At 66.7% G+C, this 18021-nt stretch carries 23 protein-coding genes; 4 read left to right on the top strand and 19 right to left on the bottom strand.

The annotated features are described in order from the left end of the window. The 9 genes from FFS62_RS07965 to FFS62_RS07925 all read right to left on the bottom strand — a co-directional run bounded on the left by FFS62_RS07965 (position 1) and on the right by FFS62_RS07925 (position 7295). Positions 1–1131, bottom strand: a complete 1131-nt coding sequence (locus tag FFS62_RS07965) for a GNAT family N-acetyltransferase (RefSeq protein ID WP_137972301.1) — start codon at positions 1129–1131, stop codon at positions 1–3. Positions 1132–1217: 86 nt separating this feature from the next. After that, positions 1218–2567: an OprO/OprP family phosphate-selective porin gene (locus tag FFS62_RS07960; protein ID WP_137972300.1), complete on the bottom strand. Its 1350-nt coding sequence runs from the start codon at positions 2565–2567 to the stop codon at positions 1218–1220. 183 nt (positions 2568–2750) lie between these two features. Continuing rightward, entirely contained in the window at positions 2751–3347 is a 597-nt protein-coding gene (locus tag FFS62_RS07955) for a DoxX family protein (protein ID WP_137972299.1), read from the bottom strand. Between the two features lie 11 nt (positions 3348–3358). Further along, on the bottom strand, positions 3359–4054 hold the full coding sequence (locus FFS62_RS07950) for a DUF2063 domain-containing protein (RefSeq protein ID WP_137972298.1): 696 nt from the start codon (positions 4052–4054) through the stop codon (positions 3359–3361). After that, positions 4051–4890, bottom strand: coding sequence for a DUF692 domain-containing protein (locus FFS62_RS07945; protein ID WP_137972297.1), 840 nt, complete (start codon positions 4888–4890; stop codon positions 4051–4053). Before FFS62_RS07945 ends, FFS62_RS07950 begins: the two co-directional genes overlap by 4 nt. Before the next feature lie 12 nt (positions 4891–4902). After that, positions 4903–5220, bottom strand: coding sequence for a hypothetical protein (locus FFS62_RS07940; protein ID WP_137972296.1), 318 nt, complete (start codon positions 5218–5220; stop codon positions 4903–4905). A 108-nt stretch (positions 5221–5328) separates the two neighbouring features. Next, on the bottom strand, positions 5329–5559 hold the full coding sequence (locus tag FFS62_RS07935; RefSeq protein WP_137972295.1) for an anti-sigma factor: 231 nt from the start codon (positions 5557–5559) through the stop codon (positions 5329–5331). Continuing rightward, complete coding sequence (locus tag FFS62_RS07930; protein WP_137972294.1) at positions 5553–6161, bottom strand: RNA polymerase sigma factor; 609 nt, start codon at positions 6159–6161, stop codon at positions 5553–5555. The genes FFS62_RS07935 and FFS62_RS07930 overlap by 7 nt, the downstream gene beginning before the upstream one ends. A gap of 9 nt (positions 6162–6170) precedes the next feature. Beyond that, on the bottom strand, positions 6171–7295 hold the full coding sequence (locus FFS62_RS07925) for a beta-ketoacyl-ACP synthase III (RefSeq protein WP_137972293.1): 1125 nt from the start codon (positions 7293–7295) through the stop codon (positions 6171–6173). A 393-nt stretch (positions 7296–7688) separates the two neighbouring features. Here FFS62_RS07925 and FFS62_RS07920 point away from each other — a divergent pair, with 393 nt between their 5' ends. After that, a complete protein-coding gene (locus FFS62_RS07920) occupies positions 7689–8327 on the top strand; it encodes a LysE family translocator (RefSeq protein ID WP_137972292.1) in 639 nt (212 codons plus the stop codon). 47 nt (positions 8328–8374) lie between these two features. Here the strand turns inward: FFS62_RS07920 and FFS62_RS07915 are convergent, their stop codons facing one another. After that, the gene (locus tag FFS62_RS07915; RefSeq protein ID WP_137972291.1) at positions 8375–9340 is read right to left on the bottom strand and encodes a lipin/Ned1/Smp2 family protein; all 966 of its coding nucleotides are present in this window, start codon (positions 9338–9340) and stop codon (positions 8375–8377) included. Between the two features lie 244 nt (positions 9341–9584). On the opposite strand from FFS62_RS07915, the gene FFS62_RS07910 reads away from it, so the two are divergent. Beyond that, the gene (locus tag FFS62_RS07910; protein ID WP_137972290.1) at positions 9585–10196 is read left to right on the top strand and encodes a LysE family translocator; all 612 of its coding nucleotides are present in this window, start codon (positions 9585–9587) and stop codon (positions 10194–10196) included. Here the strand turns inward: FFS62_RS07910 and FFS62_RS07905 are convergent. The 3 genes from FFS62_RS07905 to FFS62_RS07895 are packed head-to-tail and all read right to left on the bottom strand — an operon-like array spanning position 10193 to position 11293. Beyond that, positions 10193–10402 (bottom strand): hypothetical protein, encoded by a 210-nt coding sequence (locus FFS62_RS07905; protein WP_137972289.1) that lies wholly within the window; start codon positions 10400–10402, stop codon positions 10193–10195. The two genes, FFS62_RS07910 and FFS62_RS07905, sit on opposite strands and share 4 nt — an antisense overlap. Before the next feature lie 37 nt (positions 10403–10439). Beyond that, on the bottom strand, positions 10440–10844 hold the full coding sequence (locus FFS62_RS07900; RefSeq protein WP_137972288.1) for a cupin domain-containing protein: 405 nt from the start codon (positions 10842–10844) through the stop codon (positions 10440–10442). A gap of 5 nt (positions 10845–10849) precedes the next feature. Next, positions 10850–11293, bottom strand: a complete 444-nt coding sequence (locus FFS62_RS07895; protein ID WP_137973383.1) for a carboxymuconolactone decarboxylase family protein — start codon at positions 11291–11293, stop codon at positions 10850–10852. 117 nt (positions 11294–11410) lie between these two features. Between FFS62_RS07895 and FFS62_RS07890 the strand changes: the two genes are divergently transcribed. Then, positions 11411–12325: a LysR family transcriptional regulator gene (locus FFS62_RS07890; RefSeq protein WP_137972287.1), complete on the top strand. Its 915-nt coding sequence runs from the start codon at positions 11411–11413 to the stop codon at positions 12323–12325. Positions 12326–12384: 59 nt separating this feature from the next. On the opposite strand, the gene FFS62_RS07885 is transcribed toward FFS62_RS07890, so the two are convergent. Continuing rightward, a complete protein-coding gene (locus tag FFS62_RS07885) occupies positions 12385–12687 on the bottom strand; it encodes a hypothetical protein (protein ID WP_137972286.1) in 303 nt (100 codons plus the stop codon). 57 nt (positions 12688–12744) lie between these two features. Then, positions 12745–13185: a 3-isopropylmalate dehydratase gene (locus FFS62_RS07880; protein ID WP_137972285.1), complete on the bottom strand. Its 441-nt coding sequence runs from the start codon at positions 13183–13185 to the stop codon at positions 12745–12747. Positions 13186–13332: 147 nt separating this feature from the next. Between FFS62_RS07880 and FFS62_RS07875 the strand changes: the two genes are divergently transcribed. Further along, positions 13333–13692, top strand: coding sequence for a hypothetical protein (locus FFS62_RS07875; protein WP_137972284.1), 360 nt, complete (start codon positions 13333–13335; stop codon positions 13690–13692). A 64-nt stretch (positions 13693–13756) separates the two neighbouring features. On the opposite strand, the gene FFS62_RS07870 is transcribed toward FFS62_RS07875, so the two are convergent. The 4 genes from FFS62_RS07870 to FFS62_RS07855 form a co-directional block, all read right to left on the bottom strand. Beyond that, the gene (locus tag FFS62_RS07870; protein WP_137972283.1) at positions 13757–14845 is read right to left on the bottom strand and encodes an extracellular solute-binding protein; all 1089 of its coding nucleotides are present in this window, start codon (positions 14843–14845) and stop codon (positions 13757–13759) included. Positions 14846–14854: 9 nt separating this feature from the next. Beyond that, positions 14855–15964 (bottom strand): agmatine deiminase, encoded by a 1110-nt coding sequence (gene aguA, locus FFS62_RS07865; protein ID WP_137972282.1) that lies wholly within the window; start codon positions 15962–15964, stop codon positions 14855–14857. Positions 15965–16061: 97 nt separating this feature from the next. After that, a complete protein-coding gene (locus tag FFS62_RS07860; protein ID WP_137972281.1) occupies positions 16062–16949 on the bottom strand; it encodes a LysR substrate-binding domain-containing protein in 888 nt (295 codons plus the stop codon). 63 nt (positions 16950–17012) lie between these two features. Continuing rightward, positions 17013–17963 carry a GlxA family transcriptional regulator gene (locus FFS62_RS07855; protein ID WP_137972280.1) on the bottom strand — a complete coding sequence of 317 codons (951 nt, stop codon included), beginning with the start codon at positions 17961–17963 and terminating at the stop codon, positions 17013–17015. Between the last annotated feature and the right edge of the window lie 58 nt (positions 17964–18021).

The raw sequence follows: 18021 nt of genomic DNA, 5'->3' as shown, positions 1-18021 counted from the left end.
TCAGGTTCCTGCCTGGCGATAGGGCAACAGCTGCCGCGCCTGCTCGGCATAGGCCAGTACGGCCGGCCGCTCCTCGGCGAGGAACTGATCCGCGGCGGCGCGCAAACCGGGATGCAACAGGTAATGCCAGGAGCGGGTGATCTGCGGTTCGAAGCCACGGATCAGCTTGTGCTCGCCCTGGGCGCCGGCGTCGAAGCGCTGCAGGCCTTCTTCGATGGCGAGCTCGATGCCCTGGTAGAAACAGGTCTCGAAATGCAGGCGATCGAAGTCGCCCAGGCAACCCCAGTAGCGCCCGTAGAAGCTGTCGCCGCCCACCAGGCTGAAGGCCATGGCCACTGGACGAGCGTTCCGCAGCGCACTGACCACGCGAATGGCCTCGGGCATGCGCTCGGCCAGCAGGCTGAAGAACGCGCGTCTCAGGTAGGGCGCGCGACGGCGCACATGGTAGGTGCTGGCATAGCAGGCATAGACGAAATCCCAGTCCGCCTCGCTCAGCTCACCACCTCGCTGCCAGCGGAAGTCGATGCCGTGCCCGGCCACCTGCTCGCGCTCCTTGCGCAGCTGCTTGCGCTTGCGCGAGCTGAGAGCGTCGAGGAAATCCTGAAAATCGCGGTAACCACGGTTGCGCCAGTGGTACTGGCAGTCGAGGCGCTGCAGCCAGCCCTCGCGGCCCTCAAACAGCACATCGTCCTCGGCCCGCAGGAAGTTGATATGCAGCCCGGACAACCCCTCCCCCGCCAGCTCCGCCACCAGCTCGTCGAGCAACTGGCCGGCGGCCTGCACATCGCCCAGCAGGCGCGGACCGCTTACCGGACTGAAGGGCACGGCACCGAGCAGCTTGGGGTAGTAGGCGATCCCGGCGCGATGGCAGGCATCGGCCCAGCCCATGTCGAACACGTATTCCCCATAGGAGTGCTGCTTCAGATAGGCCGGCAGCGCCGCTCGCAACGTACCGCTCGCGTCGTACAACAGGCGATGCGCCGCCTGCCAGCCAGAACTCCCACCGACACTGCCACTGTCCTCCAGCGCCGAGAGAAAGGCATGACGCAGGAACGGCTGCGGCTCGGGCAGCAAGGCGTCCCAGACGGAAGAGTCGATATCGGCGAGGTGGTACTGGGTAATAAGCGGCATGCCGCCAGTCTGGCGGCTCGCCGAGGCAAAAAAAAGCCCCGCAGAAGCGGGGCCTGGAAGTAGGAGCGGAGAAGCGTTCGTTGTGCTTAGAAGACGTACTGGGCGCGCATGGTGATGGCCTGGCCGTCGTCATCGTCGTTACCGGCAGCGAAGCGGCCCGGCTGCAGCTTGACGGTGTCTTCGTCGGTCTTGGTCATCAGGTAGTTCAGCGACACCTTGACGGCTTCGTTGGCGTACCAGTTCACACCCAGGGTGTGCACCTTGGCCTCGCTCTCGTCGATGGCGACGCCGCCGACGGTAGCCATGGTCTGGTCGTCTTCGACATTCAGATGGTCGTAGCGGTAGAAGACTTCCCAGGCACCAGTCTGCTTGTTCGCCGGCTTGATGGCATCGAACTTGGCACCGTCCAGCTTGTAGATGCGCGACTCGCCGGTCAGGGTGTAGGCCAGCTGCGCGTTGTAGCCGGTGGCCTCGCGGTCGCCGTTGCTGCCGTAGCCGCTAAGGTCACGCTTGAGGTATTCGCTCTGCACCGAGAACGGGCCCTGCATGTAGGCGAACTCCAGGCCAACAACATCGTCATCCTCGAAGCCGGTGGTGGTGTTGCCAGCAATGGCAGAAGCATCAGCCGGGGCCAGCACCAACTGGTCGGAGTTGGCCTGGTTCTCGGAAACGCCGCGCACGCCCAGACGGGAGCGGATACGGCCGTCGAATTTGGTGCCGTCGCGCTCGTTGCCGTAACTGCGGGTGGCATAGTCCAGACCGAAGTGCAGTACCTGGGTCTCGCTGACAATCGGGGCAAACACGCCACGCATGAAGTAGCTGTTCACATCTTCGCCATCCTCGTCCTCGAGGTAGACGCCGGAGTCTTGCTGCTGAAGGCTGGCGGAACCGTAGAACATGCCGCCGTAGGTACCGTTGACCTGGATACCCATGCCGTTCTCGTGATCGGTGGTCCAGGAGGCCAGATCGAGGATCGGCGAGCGTTCCTTGGCAGTCACCCACTTGGAGCTGGTGGCTTTTTCCAGGCTGTAATCCGGATCGAAGCGGCCGACGCGGATATTGATCGGGGAGAAGCCGGTGTAGGTGATGGTGGCTTCGTCGAACTTGTTTTCGTTGCCGCGGTTGTCGGTGAAGTCGTAGTTGATCTGATAGCGCCAGTCCTTGTAGTTGCCACCGATTTCGATCTGGGCACGGCGGAAGAAGGCTTCGTTGGCACTCTCGTTATTGGTGGTGTAGAAGCCGTCGAACGAATCGAAGTCCGCCTGGATACGGCCACCCAGTTTGAAGCTGTACTGCTTGTCGGTAGTCGAAACTTCCAGCCCGCTCTTGGTCTTGATCACGAGATCGGCGCCGTCGGTGGTGACGGTACCAGCGAAAGCCTGGGCGGAAATGGCCAGGGCCAGGGCGCTGGCAGCAAAACCGGCAAAGTGCTTCATCGAAGAATTCCCCTATTGGTCTTTAGAAAAACACTGGGCTTCGGCCCTGCGTGTTGGGGGGGAATCTTGGCGGCGGGTTATTTCAGCCCGGTTTTATTTATATGAAAGTTAAATTACACAGGAACTTTTTACTCCCTTTCATAATAAGTCGGAGAAGCACGGCCTGCCTGAGCCGGCGCCTCTTCAAGCCTGACGAAAACGCACCGCCAGCCAATGGTCGATGCTCAACCAGCGCCCCGCCCCAGCGAAGAACAGCGCCAGCAGCATGAGCAGATAGGTGACGGCGAACTCGATGCCATTGTTCAGCACCACGAACTTGCCGCTGCCGGTGAGCCAGTCGTAGTTGCCATGTTCCTGCAGGAGCTCACGGGCGCGCTCCAGCTTCTCGCCCGCCGCCAGCACCCGCTCGTTGGCGAAGGGCGCGGAGGCATCGGCGATGGCCTGCCAACCGAACTCCCAGTGCACGGCGAAGATCGCCACCAGCATGGTCGCTATCAGCGGCACGCTGATCCAGCGCACGGCCAGGCCGAACAGCAATAGGATCGCACCGCCAGCCTCGGTCAGCGCCGCCAGCCAGGCCAGCACGACAGGAAAAGGCAGGCCCAGGCCCCAGTCCGGATTGCCGAACCAGGCGATGGTGCTGTCCATGTCCGCCAGCTTGTGGATGCCGGCCATCCAGAAGATCGGCACCAGATACAGGCGCAGCAGCAGCGGCGCGAGAAAATCAAGGCGGCGGGTAGCGTCCAGGCCATCCTGGAGGCGGTTGAGCAGGCTCAGCATGATGTTCTCCGTCAGGGATACCAGATGTCCTGGCGCTGCCAGCCATCCAGCAGCACGCGGGCATTGGTGAAGAAGGGTTCGTCGGCCTCCAGCCCGCTGGCCTCGGCCAGGTCCAGCAGGGCCTGCAGCGATGGCTGACCGGCCTGCAGACGCAGGGCCAGGTGATAGGCGAAGGGCGACAGCTGCTGGAAACGCACCCGCTCTGCCGAATCGCGCCAGGCCAGCAGACAGGTGGGCTCGGCGGGCGCCTCGCGGGGTTGGTAATCGGCGCCGATGCGCTGTACCGGCCAGGCATAGGCCAGCGGCCAGGCCAATGGCGACCAGCCGTGGGCCGGCAAGCGATCAGTGGCCACATCCAGCGCCAGCTCGACGCGCTCGTAATGGGCCAGCTCGGCGACAAATCCGGGATCGCCCTGCTCCGCACCACCGCCGGCCTCCAGCCAGGCGACGAACTCCTCGCCTATCGCCAGGAAGTAGGGTGTGGCACTGCGATGCTCGGCGAGAAAGGCGCGCACCAGACGTCGCCGACGCGGCTCGCCCAGTACCCGGCAGAGCACCGGAAAGCCGCTGATGATAAAGCCGTCGAGGTTGTTGAAGAACAGCTCCTCGTACACCGCCATGCGCTCGGCCGATATCCCCGGCAACAGCGGTTCTGCCTGGGGCTGGCGAATGCGCGCGGCGAACGCCGCCTGGTCGCGCGTGCTCATGCTCCGATCTCCCGCTGCAGCGTACGGATCTGCCCCACCTCGGCATACAGCTCGGCCAGCGGCGGAAAGTTGAAGTCGCGTTCCAGCAGAGTCGGACGCACGCCATGCACGGCGTAGCTGTGCGCCAGCAACCGCCACACCGGATCGCACACCGGTGCGCCGTGGGTGTCTATCTTCAGGTCGGCGGCCTGGTCCAGATGCCCGGCCACATGCAGATAGGCGATGCGCTCGCTGGGCATCGCCTCGATATAGGCGTACGGGTCGAAGCCGAAGTTGTGGGCGTTGACCTGCACGTTGTTGATATCCAGCAGCAGCTGGCAGTCGGCTTCCTCCAGCACGGCGCGGACGAACTCCACCTCGTCCAGCTCGCCGGGCAGGCACGCATAGGCCGAAACGTTCTCGATGATCAGCGGCCGCTCCAACACCTCTTCCACCTGGCGGATACGCGCGGCCACCCGGCGCACCGCCTCATCGCTGAATGGCAGCGGCATCAGGTCGTAGAGCTGGCCGTCGTCGGCGCAGGCCGACAGATGCTCGCTGTAGCCACGGATGCCGTGCTCATCGAGGAAGCTCTTGATCGCGTGCAGCAGTTTGAGGTCCAGCGGAGCGATGCCGCCGAGGTTGAGGGACAGGCCGTGGCAGAGGAACGGCAGGCGCTCGGTCAGCGCGCGTAGCTGGCGGCCGAAGCGACCGCCGACGCCGATCCAGTTCTCCGGGGCGATTTCCAGGAAATCCACCTGCTCGTCGACCGAGCCGGAGGCGCCATCCTGCAGCGCCGCCAGCAGGCCGCGGCGCAGGCCCAGGCCGGCGCCGTTGACGAAGTTGCCGTAGGCCATGTCCCGGCGCCCTTACTCGGTCTTATCGGCGCCGCACTTGCCCTCGTGGCCGGCCTTGCCCTCCTCGCCGCAGCTGCCTTCCTTGGTGGCCTTGTCGCCGCCGCATTTGCCCTCGCCGCACTTGCCTTCGGCAGCCTTCTCGGCGCCCATCATCTCAGCACCGCACTTGCCCTCGCCGCAGGAGCCTTCGTGGCCCTTCTCGTGGACCGCCAGGCTGTAGCCGCTGGAGAGTTCCTGGGCGGCGAACGGATTGCTGCCGGCCTGGGCGGCGATGGCAGTGCTCAGCAGGGCGGCGCCCAGGGTGATGGCTACGGAATTGCGCTGTTTCATGGAATCTCTCCAGTCGTGGTTATTGTGCGAGGAGGCGATTGGCCCCTTCGCAACACTAGACGGAGGTCGTTGCGCCTCGTTACAGCGCGGCGGAAAAATTTCTGCGGATCAGGGTTCGCGACGCTGGCGGGCAAGCTTTTCGGCCAGGGAATCCAGCTCGGGAATCGCTTCGTCGGGGAGCTGGCGCAGCACCGCCTGGCTCAGCCTGAGCTGGCGGATGAAGCGCCGGCAATGGCTGCACACGGCCAGATGGGTGCGCACGCTGATGCGCTCGCGCAGGCGCAGCTGGCCGTCGAGGTAATCGCTGGAATGGGCCACCAGTTCCTTGCAGCTCAGCATTGGCCGGTCTCCTCGAAATGCTCCAGGGTGGCGAACACCTTGAGCCGGGCGCGGTGCAACAGCACTCTGACATTGGAGAGCGAGAGATCGAGAAGATTACAGATCTCCTCCAGCTCCAGGCCCTGGCGCTCGCGCAGCAGTAGCACGCTGGACTGGGTCTCGGAGAGGCTGGCGATGGTCTTCTCCAGGCATTCGCGCAGTTCCGTCGCGGCCAGCAGGGCCTCGGGCGTGTCTTGCTCCCACTGGCTGGGCGGGGTCTGCCAGTGGCCGTCCTCGGCGAAACGCTCGGCGCCGACGCTGCCATGGGGCGCCGGCAGGTCGTCGAGCAGCGGTTCGCGGCGCTGCTGCTTGAGGCGGCTCTTGGCGGTGTTGGCGGTGATGGTCAGCAGCCAGGTCTTGAGGCTGGAGCGCTGCTGGAAACCGGGCAGATTGCGCACCACGGCCAGCCAGGCGTCCTGCACCACCTCGTCGGCGTTGCGGCTGCCGACGATGGCGTAGGCCACGGCGCGCATGGCGCCCTGGTAGGTACTGACCAGCTCGCGGAAGGCATGCTGCTCGCCGGCCAGCAGGCGGGCGAGCAGCTCGGCGTCAGTCCCTGACATGCGCGGCGATCAGGCCTTTCTGCGCAGGATCACGCTGCCGATGGAGTACCCGGCACCGAACGAGCTGAGCACGCCCAGGCTGCCGGCCGGCAAATCATCCTGGTGCTTGTGGAAGGCGATCACCGAGCCGGCGGAGCTGGTGTTGGCGTAGGTGTCGAGGATCACCGGAGCCTCGTGCGGCTCGGCGTCGCGTCCGAGCAGCTTGCGGGCGATCAGCAGATTCATGTTGAGGTTGGCCTGGTGCAGCCAGAAGCGCTTCACGTCGCTGACGTTCAGCTGGTTCTCCTCCAGATGCGCGCCGATCAGCTCGGCCACCATCGGGCAGACGTCCTTGAACACCTTGCGGCCTTCCTGGACGAACAGCTTGTCCTTGGCGCCGATGCCCTCTTCCGCCGCGCGGTTGAGGAAGCCGAAGTTGTTGCGGATGTTGTTGGAGAACTGGGTCAGCAGCTTGGTGCCGACGATGTCCCACTGGTGCTTCGAGGTGGCCTGGTCGGCGCGCTCGATGATCACCGCGGTGGCGCCATCGCCGAAAATGAAGTGGCTGTCGCGGTCGCGGAAGTTCAGGTGGCCGGTGCAGATCTCCGGGTTGACCATCAGCACCGCGCGCGCCTGGCCGGTGGCGATGGCGTTGTTGGCGGCCTGGATGCCGAAGGTGGCCGAGGAGCAGGCCACGTTCATGTCGTAGCCCCAGCCGTCGATGCCCAGGGCGGCCTGAACTTCGATGGCCACCGCCGGGTAGGCGCGTTCCAGGTTGGAGCAGGCGACGATCACACCGTCGATATCGGCAACGGTCCTGCCGGCACGCTCGAGCGCTTCCTTGGCGGCAGCCACGGACATCTCGCAGAGGATGCCCCACTCTTCATTGCTGCGCTGCGGCAGGCGCGGGGTCATGCGCTGCGGGTCGAGGATGCCGGCCTTGTCCATCACGTAGCGGCTCTTGATGCCGGAAGCCTTCTCGATGAAGGCGCTGTTGGATTCGGTCAGCGCCTCGATCTCACCGCGTTCGATGGCGGCGGCGTTGTCGGCATTGAACTGCTGGACGTAAGCGTTGAAGGAAGCCACCAGCTCTTCGTTGGAGATGCTGTTGGCGGGGGTGTACAGGCCAGTGCCACTGATTACGGCTTTGTGCACGGGACATTCCTCTTCTTCTATGGCCGCCCGGAGCGGCTGGCTTGTCGGTTGCGCCACGGCGGCGCGAATTCGGTGCGGCTGCTGTTCGAGGCCAGGCAGTGGCGCAGCTCTGCAAAGTGCGGAGTTTGCCATAGCCGGGGCCTGTGGCGCTGCCATCGCGACACGACACCAGACTGGCGGTGCGGCAGCGCGCTTTCAGTGGAGATGCTCGACAAGGCCGGCAAGGCACAGGGTAATTGCGGCGATTTTCGGCAAAAGCGGCAGCATTGTGTCGGGCTTGGCAAAAGCCGTAGGCAAGACTCATCGACAGCGCTGCTGCTGGCGTCATCCCGTTTTGACCGAGCGCTCAGCAACGGCGCAGAATCGTCCCTTCCCACGGCAAAGGAACTCGCCATGTTCGGCACCCACGATCTGCTCCTGTTCGTCCTCTCCGGCCTGTTGCTGAACATGGCCCCCGGCCCCGACTCGCTGCTGATCATGGCGCGCAGCGCCACCCAGGGTTGGCGCGCCGGATCGGCGGCGGCGCTGGGCATCGGTGCCGGCACCTGCGTGCACATAGTGGCCGCCGCGCTGGGCATGTCCGCCGTGCTGGCCACCTCGGCCACCGCGTTCATGGTGGTCAAGCTGATCGGCGCCGCCTACCTGCTGTACATCGGCATCGGCATGCTGCTGGCGAAACCCAAGGAGGCCGCCGAACCGACAGCCATCGAGCTGCCCGCCCTGCCCTACGGACGCATCTTCGCCCAGGGCTTCCTGACCAACGTGCTCAACCCCAAGGTGGCACTGTTCTTCCTCGCCTTCGTGCCGCAGTTCATCAGCCCGGACGCCGAGCACAAGGCGCTGGCGTTCATCCTGCTGGGCGTCATCTTCAACTTCAACGGCATGCTCTGGTGTCACTTCCTGGCCCTGTCCACCGCCTTCGCCCAGCAGCGCCTGCAGGTCGGCCAGCGTGTCGGTCTGTGGCTGGAACGCTGCACCGGCGGCCTGTTCACCGCGCTGGGCATCAAGCTGGCGCTGGCCGATCGGGTCTGATCCGGCGCTAATGAAGAAGGGGGCCAAGCGGCCCCCTTCTTTTTGCCTCAGTTGCAGTTGGCCGGCGGGGTCGCCGCCACCACGGTGCTGTAGTGGTAGCTGTAGTCGCCGCCGACCGACTGGGTGCCGCTGGTCCCGGCGTACTGGCCGATGATCCAGGTCTCCGCCTTGGGAATGCCGCCGTCGGCATAGGCGGCGATGTCGGTGGTGGCGTTGCCATAGGCACGCACGATGTTCAGGCCGACCTGCTCGCGCAGGTACTTCACATAATTGGTCTTGTGCGCCTGGGTGTCCGGCGGAATCGGGCCGTCGCCGTAGGGGTTGGAGCGGTAGTGCCACTGCGGGATGCCCTGGGTGTCGAACCACTGCCGCGCATCCTTGGTCACCCAGTACGGCCGGGCGGTGAGGAATACCAGCTGGTAGCCCTTGTCGCGGTAGGCCTTCACCGTCTGCGGTGCGTAGTAGTAGGCCTGCGCGGTCTTGACCCCGATATAGTCGGCGTAGGCCTCGAAGTCGTTGATGGTCAGGGTGCCGTCGATATCGAACAGCACGGCCGGGCGATTCGGGTCGACCACGCTGAGGTAGCCGTCGACCTGGCTGAGGTCGCCCTCGACCACGAAGCGTACGCGATACTCGCCGACCGGCCGCGTGCCCACCGCCACGTTGATCTTGCCGTCGCTGTCGGTGGTGTAGCGGCCCAGGTAGCTCCAGCCACTCATGCCGGTGCCGTACAGGTAGGCATGCACGTACTCGCCTTCCAGGTCCTTGTGCAGCACGGCGTCGTAGTCGAACTTGGCGGTGACGGTGGCGGCCTGGCCGCTGCGCACCATCTGGTCGTGCACCATGTGCCAGGGCTTGTACAGGCCGGCCAGCACCTGGCTGCCGAAGTTGCGGAAGTTCTTCTTCGCCGGCTTGGTGAAACTCGGTGGATTGGCCGGGCTTTGGAAGTCCGGGCACTGGGCGCTGACCTGGGCACTCAGGGCCAGCAGGGTGAGGGCTGCAAGAGCTCGCATCGCTACATTTCCTTATGGTTCGTTATTGTTATGGCGCTACCCCGAAACGGGGCGCGCTTGAAGTTAAGCAGCGATTGTTAACCGCACATGAACACCGGCCACGCCGTATCGCCCGACCATCCGCGCCAACCCGCGGTGAAGGCTCTGGCATGCGGATGACGGCATGCCGCGACTTGCTCGGCTTGTGACCGGCATCACTGATCGGTTAGCGTCTGAAGCGCCCCCACCAGCTCCGGCGACCACCATGGCCCTGCATACCTGGCTGATCTATCTCACCGCCGTCCTCGGCCTGTCGCTGACGCCCGGCCCCAACGGCCTGCTCGCCCTCACCCACGGCGCCCTCTACGGTCACCGCCGCGCTTTGTGGACGGTCACCGGCGGCATGCTCGGCTTCGTGCTGCTGATGGCGCTGTCGATGTTCGGCCTGGCCGCCCTGCTCAAGGCCTCGGTGCATGCCCTGCTGGTACTCAAGTGGCTGGGCGCCACCTACCTGATCTGGCTCGGCATCCAGCTGTGGCGTGCGCCGGCATTGCACCTCACGCCGCTCGAGTCGGCCGAGCCGCGCCCCGGCCTGCAGCTGTTTCGCCAGGGTCTGCTGTCGGCCCTGTCCAATCCCAAGGTGATCCTGTTCTTCGGTGCCTTCCTGCCACAGTTCCTCGACCCGGCGCGCAGCCTGTGGCTGCAGTTCGCCGTGATGGCGGCCACCTTCGCCATCGTCGAGGGCATCGTGGAATACCTGCTGGCACGCACCGCGCAGCGCACCCGGCCCTGGCTGGAACGCGCCGGCCGCGGCTTCAACCGTTGCTGCGGCGGGCTGTTCGCCGCCATGGGCCTGGCCCTGCCGCTCACCCGTTAAGCGACGAAGTCCAGGCGCCGCAGCCAGTTGCAGGCCAGCAGCGCGCCACACAGGCGCGCGCTGTCCCTGGAGTCGTCAAGCCACAGCAGCCAGCCTTCGCCCTGCGCCTCCAGGCGCCACTCGCGCGCCCCGGCCAAGGCCGCGATGCGCTGCTGCACGGTGGTTTCGTCCAGCGACAGGGTTTCGATCAGCACGGCGCGAAACATGGCGGTCTCCTGCGGGGAACGCCCCGCTCGTGTGATGTCAGTGGGCAACCGGCCGGACCAGCGCGGTCTTGCCGTCGGACAGCAGCCAGGCCACCAGCGTCGCCGGTTGCGTGCTGCTGGGGTTGCGGGTGACACGGTGCAGCTGGCCCGGCGCCTCGTACCAGGCCTCGCCGGCCTTGAAGCGCTGCGGCGCCTGGCCGTCCAGGGCCGACTCCACCTCGCCGCTGACCACCACCACGAACACCGCGCCCGGATGGGTGTGCGGCCGCGAGGCGGCGCCCGGGGCGAACTCCACCCGCAGCGCCTGGGCGTGGCTGCCGGGCGCTGCCGGCAGCTCGGCCGCCGCCACCGGGGTTACCGTCTCGTCCCCCGCGCCGCCATGGCCCAGCGCGGCGGCGCTGGACAGGGCGGACAGGGCAAATATCAGCATCGACCTGCGCATGGCGTTCACTTCACCGGCTGCATGGCGAAACCGACACCGAAGCGGTTCCACGCATTGATGGCGGCGATGGCCAGGGTCAGCTCGGCGAGCTCAACCTCGTCAAACTGCGCCGCTACCTCGGCGTACACCGCGTCCGAGGGATGGCCCTCGGTCAGCTGGGTCATGGCGTCGGTCCACAGCAGGGCGGCACGCTCGCGTTCGTTGAAGAACGGCGCGTCGTGCCAAGCACCGAGGGCCAGCAGGCGGCGGGCCGATTCGCCCTGCTTCAGCGCGTCGGCGCTGTGCATGTCCAGACACAGGGCGCAGCCGTTGAGCTGCGAGGCGCGCACCTTGATCAGCTCGCGCAGCGAGCCCTCCAGGCCAAAGGCCGCCTGGGTCTGCTCCAGGGCGTAGATGGCCTTGAACACGTGCGGGGCGGTCTGGTGATAGTTGTTGCGTTTGCTGGTCATCATGGCGATTTCTCCGAGAGAGACCCGATGGCGTATCGGGAATGGTCGCCACTGTATTGCTCGGCCATAACGAGATAAATTGGCCGGCAACGTAAACATTGTGCGGAGAAACGGACAATGGCCTTCGACCGCCTGGAAGCGATGCGCGCCTTCTGCCGCATAGTCGAACTCGGCAGCTTCACCCGCGCCGCCGATGCGCTGGGCCTGGCCAAGACCACTGTGTCCGGCCAGGTGGTGGCGCTGGAGACCCAGCTCGGCGTCAAGCTGCTGCACCGCACCACCCGCCGGGTGTCACCGACCACCGACGGCAGCGCCTACTACGAACGCGCCCGCGCCGTGCTCGACGACCTCGACGAGCTGGAAACCACCGTGTCGCAGAACCGCGGCCTGGCCCGTGGCCGGGTGCGGGTGGAGATGCCCACCCCGGTCGGGCGCTTCCTGGTCATCCCCGCCCTGCCCGACTTCGTCGCGCGTTATCCGCAGATCCGCCTGGACGTCGGCTGCAGCGAGCGGGTTGTCGACCTGGTCCAGGAAGGCGTCGACTGCGCCATCCGCGGCGGCCCGGTGCACGACCCGGACCTGGTGTGCAAACCCATCGGCAAGATGCGCTTCACCGTCTGCGCCTCGGCCGGCTACATGGCCGACAAGGCGCCGCTGAGCCACCCACGCGACCTCGCCGCGCTGCGCTACCTGGCCTTCGTCTACCCGGCCAGCGGGCGGCAGAAGGTCAACGTGCTGCAGCGTGGTGACGAGCGCTTCCTCATCGAACAGGAGCCGGCCATGCGTTTCAACAGCGGCGGCGCCTACGTGGCCGCCGCCGAGGCCGGCCTCGGTTTCGTCACGGTACCCACCGCCGAGGCCGAGCAGCCGCTGGCCGAGGGTCGGCTGGTGGAGCTGCTGCCGGAGTGGCAGCTGGAGAGCATGCCCATGAGCCTGGTCTACCCCTACTCGCGGCATCTGTCGGCGCGGGTGCGCGCCTTCGTCGACTGGGCCGCCGAGCAGATGGGCAATCATCCGCTCTGGCGCCCCTAGCCTGGGCGCCAAGGCCGCTGTGTCTGTGGCTAAGCCGTACCGCTAGCCTCGCGCCATGGCTAGCCCTGCCCGCCCAGCTCACCCAGGCACTGCTGGGACACCTGCTGCAGGCGCTTGATCAGCGGTTCCGGCAGTTCGGCCTTTTCCAGCGTGGCGATCTCGCTGGCGGAGAAGTCGCGATCGATGCTCGACACCGTGCAGTTGCAATACTGCTGTGCGCGCTGCTTGCCCAGGGGCTGGCCGGCGCTGTTCTCACAGCTCTGCTGAAAGGTGTCGCGCACTCCGGGTGGCCAGTCCTTGGCCAGCGCGGGCAGGCTGGCCAGCAGCAGCGTGGCGAGAGCAATTCGCTGGAAGCGATCCATGGTGATTCCCTCGCTAAACGGAAAAGAGCGGCCGCGCCAGGCGCGGCCGGTCGCGCGTCACTGCGGCACTGGCGGATTGGCGTCCGGGCGGATGTCGAAGCCGCCACGGTTCTCGCTGACCACCTGGAAGTACTGGGTGCTGCCCGGGGTGACCTTCACCGCGAGTTCCTTGTGCAGGCGGCCCATGCCGCACAGGGTGTCGTCCATCTTGTCGATGGTCAGACCCAGCACGCGGGTGCCGGCCGGCACGTTGAAGCTGGCCACCTCGGCCATGCCGATGCGCGCGGCCACCTTGCGGTCCACCTCGATGGCCACGTAGCAGCCGCCGCCCATCAGGCCCATGTCGCGATTGACGATCAGCTGGCCACCGTTCTGGTGCTCCTCCTGGAAGGCCAGCAGGCGGTCGCTCGGCACCGGGGTGATGTTCTCGGGATCGGGGCGGAACGACGAACAACCGGCCAGCAGAACCAGGGGTAGAACGGCGAAGAACTGGCGCATGGAAGCCCTCCTTGGGCGTCGTGGGATCGGGCCAGTATTGGCGCTTAGCCGCCGCGGCTCAAGAGGCCATGTGCCTGTCGGCGAAAATCCTGAACCTCGTGCACAGCGCCACCCTCTACACCTCAGTACCCCCGAGAGGAGAGCGACATGAACCGATTGCTGATTGGCGGCCTCGCCACCTGCCTGCCGCTGCTGGCCATGGCCGACGGAGAGCTGACGGAAAACCTCAATGGCCTGCAGGTGGAAACCGCCACCAGCCCGCTGACCGCCCAGGACAACACCGGTGCGGGCCCGGTCACCGGCAACGCCACCTTGGTGCTCAAGCTGACCAACCATGAAACCCAGGCGGTGGAATGCGAGGTCGACCCCGGCCCCACCGCCGCCGATCCCCAGGTGCAACGGGTCAGCCTGAAGCCGGGTGAAAGCGCCACCTTGCGCGTGGACGCTCGCGCCGCCGGCGCCACCAGCGACGGCAAGCTGACCTGCACGCCAGCCGGCGCCTCCTGAGAACCGGTTGCACTCACGCCAGGCCCCCCTCCCCTGGGCCTGGCTTCTTTTTGCCCGCCGCCGACTACAGCCCCGACTTCAGCCGGCTGAAGGCCCGCGTCAGCGCGCGATTGAATGCCGGCGTGTTGTCGTTCTTGGTGTACAGCTGCGCGCGCACCTCGGCCGGCGGATAGGTGCCGGGATCGGCGAGGATCGCCGGATCAACCGTGGCGTTGGCCGCCGGCACCGCGTTGGCGTAGTAGATGGTGTTGCTGATGGCGCCGATCACCTCGGGCGTCATCAGGTGGTCCATCAGCGCCAGCGCTTCCTGGGGATGCGGCGCATCCTTCGGCACCACCATGGCGTCGAACCAGATCAGCGTGCCCTCGCTCGGAATGCTGTAGTGCAGGCTGTACGGCTTGCCGGCCTGCTGCGCCTGGCCGGCGGCAATCGACACGTTGCCGTTCCACGACATCGCCAGGCAGGTGTCGCCGTTGGCCAGGTCGGCGATGTTGCGATCATTGTCGAAGTAGCGAATGGATGGCCGTACCTTGGCCAGATGCGCCTCGGCGCGCTTGAGGTCGTCGAGGTTCTGCTGGTTGATGTCCAGGCCCAGGTAGCGGAAGGTCGCGGCGAATACTTCGTTGGGGTCGTTGAGGAAGCTCACTCCGCAGTCGGCGAACTTGGCCACCACGGCCGGGTCGAGCAGCATCGCCCAGCTGTCGGTCGGCGCGTTGGCCAGGCGCTTGGCGATGGCCTCCTGCTGGTATCCGAAACCGGTGGTGCCCCACACGTACAGCCCGGCGTAGCGGTTGCCCGGGTCGAACGCCGCCATGTGCGTGGTGAACTCCGGCGCCAGCCCGGTGAAATGCGGCAGCGCGGTCTTGTCCAGCGGCTGCAGGGCATCGCTGCTGATCGCCCGCTGCAGGTGCTGGCCGGCGGTCAGCACCAGGTCGTAGCCGCTGCGCCCGGTGAGCAGCTTGGTCTCCACGGTTTCCAGCGAATCGAAGTGATCGACCACCACCTTGATCCCGGTCTTCTGCTCGAAGGACGCCAGGGTGTCCGGCGCCAGGTACTCGTTCCAGATGTACAGATTGACCTGCTTGGCCGGCTCCGCCGCCTGCGCCTGAGCGCAGACAGCCAGGGCCAGAGCCGCGATGGCATGCAGCTTCATGCTGGCCTCCTAGCGCTCGGGCGCCGCGTACTGCGGCATGGTGATGCAGGCGACGTTGCCACCGCCGAGGAGGATCTCCCGCGAATTTTCGATGCCGATAATGCGGTGCTGCGGGAACAGCTCGGCCAGGGTGGCCTGGGCGATGCGGTCGCACGGGTCGTTGAACAGCGGCAGGACGATGGCCGAGTTGCCGGCGTAGTAGTTGATGTAGGACGCACAGATCTGCGTGCCGGCATGGCGCGTGTGGGTGGCATCGTCCTGGTCCAGGCCCTCGGCCTCCTCCGCCGTCCACTCCAGCACGCGCGGTTGCGGCAGCTTATGGATTTCCAGCTCGCGGCCCTGGGCGTCGCGGGTGCTGCGCAGGATGTCGTAGGCCTCCTGGTAGATCTCCCACTGCGGGTCGTTGCGATCGTCCGTCCACTGCATCACCACCACGCCAGGGCGCACGAAGCAGGCCAGGTCGTCGATATGGCCATCGGTTTCATCGAACTTGCAGCCACGCGGCAGCCAGATCACCTGCTCGGCCCCCAGGTAGTCCTGCAGACGGCGGGTCACCTCATCCTTGCCCAGGTGAGCGTTGCGGTTGCGGTTGAGCAGGCACTGCTCGGTGGTCAGCAGGGTGCGCTGGCCATCCGTCTGGATGCCGCCCATCTCGGCGATGAAGGGTGCGCGGTAGCGGTCGTAGCCTTCGATCTCGAGGATCTTCTGGGCGATCTGGTCGTCCTTGTCCCAGGGGTAGTAGAGGCCGCCGTCGAGGCCGCCGTAGGCGTTGAACTCGAAGTCCACGCCACGCACTTCGCCGGACTCGTCATTGACCAGGAAGGCCGGGCCGCTGTCGCGGAACCAGGTGTCGTTGCAGGTCATCTCCACCACCCGCACATGGGCCGGCAGCTGACGGCGGGCATTGGCGTACTGGCTGGCCGAGGCGCACACGGTGACCGGCTCGCTGCTGGCGATGGCGCTGACGATTTCCACCCAGACTTTCTGCGCCGGCTTGGCGCCGTTGCGCCACACGTCGGTGCGCTCCGGCCAGCCGAGCCAGCAGCGGGCCTTGGGTTCGAATTCGCCGGGCAGGCGGAAGCCGTCGGTTTTAGGCAGGGAGGTCAGGGAACGGGCCATTGCAAGGTACTCGTCGGTGGTTGAGGAATGCCTCGACAGTACCGGTGGCAGAGCGGCCGCGACCAATGACCATTATCGCGGAACAGCTGAATTCAATTCACAGGTCGGCTAGCTGATCGGTGAACCATTCAACGAACTGCGCCACCGCCGGCTTGTCCAGGCGCAGCCGTTCGCAGACCAGCGCGTACTGCCCGAGCGACGCCACCTGGGCCGCGAATGGGCGCACCAGGCGGCCGCTGGCCAGATCCTCGGCGCTGGTCAGGTTGTCGCCGATGGCCACGCCCTGGCCGCGAGCGGCGGCCTCCATGGTCAGCCCGGCGTGGCCCAAGTACAGATGGCGCGCCGGTTGGATGTCGCCGGCGTGGGTGGTCAGCCAGGCGGTCCAGGTCTTGCCGTCCTGATCGTCGTGCAGCAGGCAGTGACGCGCCAGATCGCGCGGGTGCTTGAGCGGCAGCTGGTTGAACAGGCCGGGGCTGCACACCGGGAAGAACTGTAGGGTCGGCAGCGGCCGCACGAAGTAGGCACTGGCGTCCTCCGGGCCGGTGCCGTAGGTGATCGCCAGGTCAATCTCGGCGCCGGGCAACGGCGCCTCCAGCGGTTGCTCGTGCAGGTGCAGGGTGATCTGCGGATGACGCTCGGAGAAGTCCGCCAGGCGCCCGACCAGCCACTTCTGCGCCAGCTCAACGGTCACCGCGATGCGCAGCTGCGCCTGCGAGCCGGGGTCGCGCAGTTCGTCGCAGGCCTCGCCGATCAGCTCGAAGGCCTGCTGCAGACTGCGCAGCAGGCGCCGCGCCTGCGGCGTAGGACGCACCTGGCGGCCGTCACGCTGGAACAGTGGCGTGCCGAGCTGCTCCTCGAGCTGGCGAATCTGGTGGCTGACCGCGCTGTCGGTGACGCACAGCTCGGCGGCGGCGCGGCCGAAGTGGGCGTGGCGCGCGGCGGCCTCGAAGGTACGCAGGGCGGTGAGTGAAGGCAGGCGGCGCATGGCGATCCGGTTCCGGCAAAAGCCGTCATCCTTGCCCAGCGCCGCGCTCCGCGTCCAGCCCGATCAGTGTCCCTGGAAGGTCTGCCGCCAGGCGCTGGGCGACACGCCGAAGGCGCGGCCGAAGTGGTGGCGCAGCGACACCGGTGAGCCAAAGCCGGCCAGGCCGGAGATGGCCTCCACGCTCTGCTCGCTACTCTCCAGCAGGCGCTGGGTCAGGGCCAGGCGCTCGGCCAGCAGCCAGTCGCCCACCGTCATGCCGGTGAGCTGGCGGAAATGCCGGGTGAAGGTGCGCCGGCTCATCAGTGCGCGTTCGGCCAGGCTGTCCAGGCTGTGCGGCAGGTCGAGATGGGCGCGCACCCAGTCCAGCAGGCCGGCCAGGCGATCATCGCGGGAGGTGGCCGGCAGCGGCTGTTCGATGAACTGCGCCTGGCCGCCCTGGCGATGCGGCGGCACCACCAGGCGTCGCGCCACCCGGTTGGCCAGCTCGGCGCCGTGCTGCTGGCGCAGCAGGTGCAGGCAGCAGTCGATGCCGGCGGCGGTGCCGGCCGAGGTCAGCAGGCCGCCGTCGTCCAGATACAGCACATCGGCGTCCACCGTCACGTTCGGGAAGCGCTCGGCGAAGTCCCTGGCCCAGGCCCAGTGGGTGGTGGCGCGCAGGCCGTCGAGCAGGCCCGCCTCGGCCAGCACATAGGCGCCCAGGCACAGGCCGACCAGCCGCGTGCCGCGCGCATGGGCCGCCACCAGGGCGTCCAGCAGGGTCTGCGGCGGGCGTTCGGCCGGGTCGTGCCAGCTCGGCACGATGACCGTCTGCGCCCACTGCAATGCCTCCAACCCGTGCTCGACCTGCAGGGCGAAGCCTGCGGTGGTCGGTAGCGCCCCCGGCGCACTGGCGCACACGCGCAGCTCATACAGCTCGGCACCCGGCCCCAGGTCGCCGAATACCAGGCAGGGCACGGACAGGTGGAACGGCGTGATGTGGTCGAAGGCGACCACGGCGACGCGGTGGGCAGACATGGCGTTGTCCCGATCCAAAGGTTTGGCCCGATCTTAGCGCAAGCTGGCTTCAGGGCCA

The organism is Pseudomonas sp. F(2018) (assembly GCF_005508865.1).
Classification (GTDB): domain Bacteria; phylum Pseudomonadota; class Gammaproteobacteria; order Pseudomonadales; family Pseudomonadaceae; genus Aquipseudomonas.
This window is presented reverse-complemented; position numbering and strand designations above follow the sequence as displayed.

Coding starts and splice junctions, on each gene's coding strand:
- FFS62_RS07910 (WP_137972290.1), top strand. CDS start 9,585: ATGGCCCTGCATACCTGGCTGATCTATCTCACCGCCGTCCTCGGCCTG.
- FFS62_RS07950 (WP_137972298.1), bottom strand. CDS start 4,054: ATGAGCACGCGCGACCAGGCGGCGTTCGCCGCGCGCATTCGCCAGCCC.
- FFS62_RS07955 (WP_137972299.1), bottom strand. CDS start 3,347: ATGCTGAGCCTGCTCAACCGCCTCCAGGATGGCCTGGACGCTACCCGC.
- FFS62_RS07875 (WP_137972284.1), top strand. CDS start 13,333: ATGAACCGATTGCTGATTGGCGGCCTCGCCACCTGCCTGCCGCTGCTG.
- FFS62_RS07855 (WP_137972280.1), bottom strand. CDS start 17,963: ATGTCTGCCCACCGCGTCGCCGTGGTCGCCTTCGACCACATCACGCCG.
- FFS62_RS07870 (WP_137972283.1), bottom strand. CDS start 14,845: ATGAAGCTGCATGCCATCGCGGCTCTGGCCCTGGCTGTCTGCGCTCAG.
- FFS62_RS07945 (WP_137972297.1), bottom strand. CDS start 4,890: ATGGCCTACGGCAACTTCGTCAACGGCGCCGGCCTGGGCCTGCGCCGC.
- FFS62_RS07935 (WP_137972295.1), bottom strand. CDS start 5,559: ATGCTGAGCTGCAAGGAACTGGTGGCCCATTCCAGCGATTACCTCGAC.
- FFS62_RS07930 (WP_137972294.1), bottom strand. CDS start 6,161: ATGTCAGGGACTGACGCCGAGCTGCTCGCCCGCCTGCTGGCCGGCGAG.
- FFS62_RS07885 (WP_137972286.1), bottom strand. CDS start 12,687: ATGGATCGCTTCCAGCGAATTGCTCTCGCCACGCTGCTGCTGGCCAGC.
- FFS62_RS07895 (WP_137973383.1), bottom strand. CDS start 11,293: ATGACCAGCAAACGCAACAACTATCACCAGACCGCCCCGCACGTGTTC.
- FFS62_RS07905 (WP_137972289.1), bottom strand. CDS start 10,402: ATGTTTCGCGCCGTGCTGATCGAAACCCTGTCGCTGGACGAAACCACC.
- FFS62_RS07880 (WP_137972285.1), bottom strand. CDS start 13,185: ATGCGCCAGTTCTTCGCCGTTCTACCCCTGGTTCTGCTGGCCGGTTGT.
- FFS62_RS07860 (WP_137972281.1), bottom strand. CDS start 16,949: ATGCGCCGCCTGCCTTCACTCACCGCCCTGCGTACCTTCGAGGCCGCC.
- FFS62_RS07920 (WP_137972292.1), top strand. CDS start 7,689: ATGTTCGGCACCCACGATCTGCTCCTGTTCGTCCTCTCCGGCCTGTTG.
- FFS62_RS07900 (WP_137972288.1), bottom strand. CDS start 10,844: ATGCGCAGGTCGATGCTGATATTTGCCCTGTCCGCCCTGTCCAGCGCC.
- FFS62_RS07890 (WP_137972287.1), top strand. CDS start 11,411: ATGGCCTTCGACCGCCTGGAAGCGATGCGCGCCTTCTGCCGCATAGTC.
- FFS62_RS07960 (WP_137972300.1), bottom strand. CDS start 2,567: ATGAAGCACTTTGCCGGTTTTGCTGCCAGCGCCCTGGCCCTGGCCATT.
- FFS62_RS07965 (WP_137972301.1), bottom strand. CDS start 1,131: ATGCCGCTTATTACCCAGTACCACCTCGCCGATATCGACTCTTCCGTC.
- FFS62_RS07915 (WP_137972291.1), bottom strand. CDS start 9,340: ATGCGAGCTCTTGCAGCCCTCACCCTGCTGGCCCTGAGTGCCCAGGTC.
- aguA (WP_137972282.1), bottom strand. CDS start 15,964: ATGGCCCGTTCCCTGACCTCCCTGCCTAAAACCGACGGCTTCCGCCTG.
- FFS62_RS07940 (WP_137972296.1), bottom strand. CDS start 5,220: ATGAAACAGCGCAATTCCGTAGCCATCACCCTGGGCGCCGCCCTGCTG.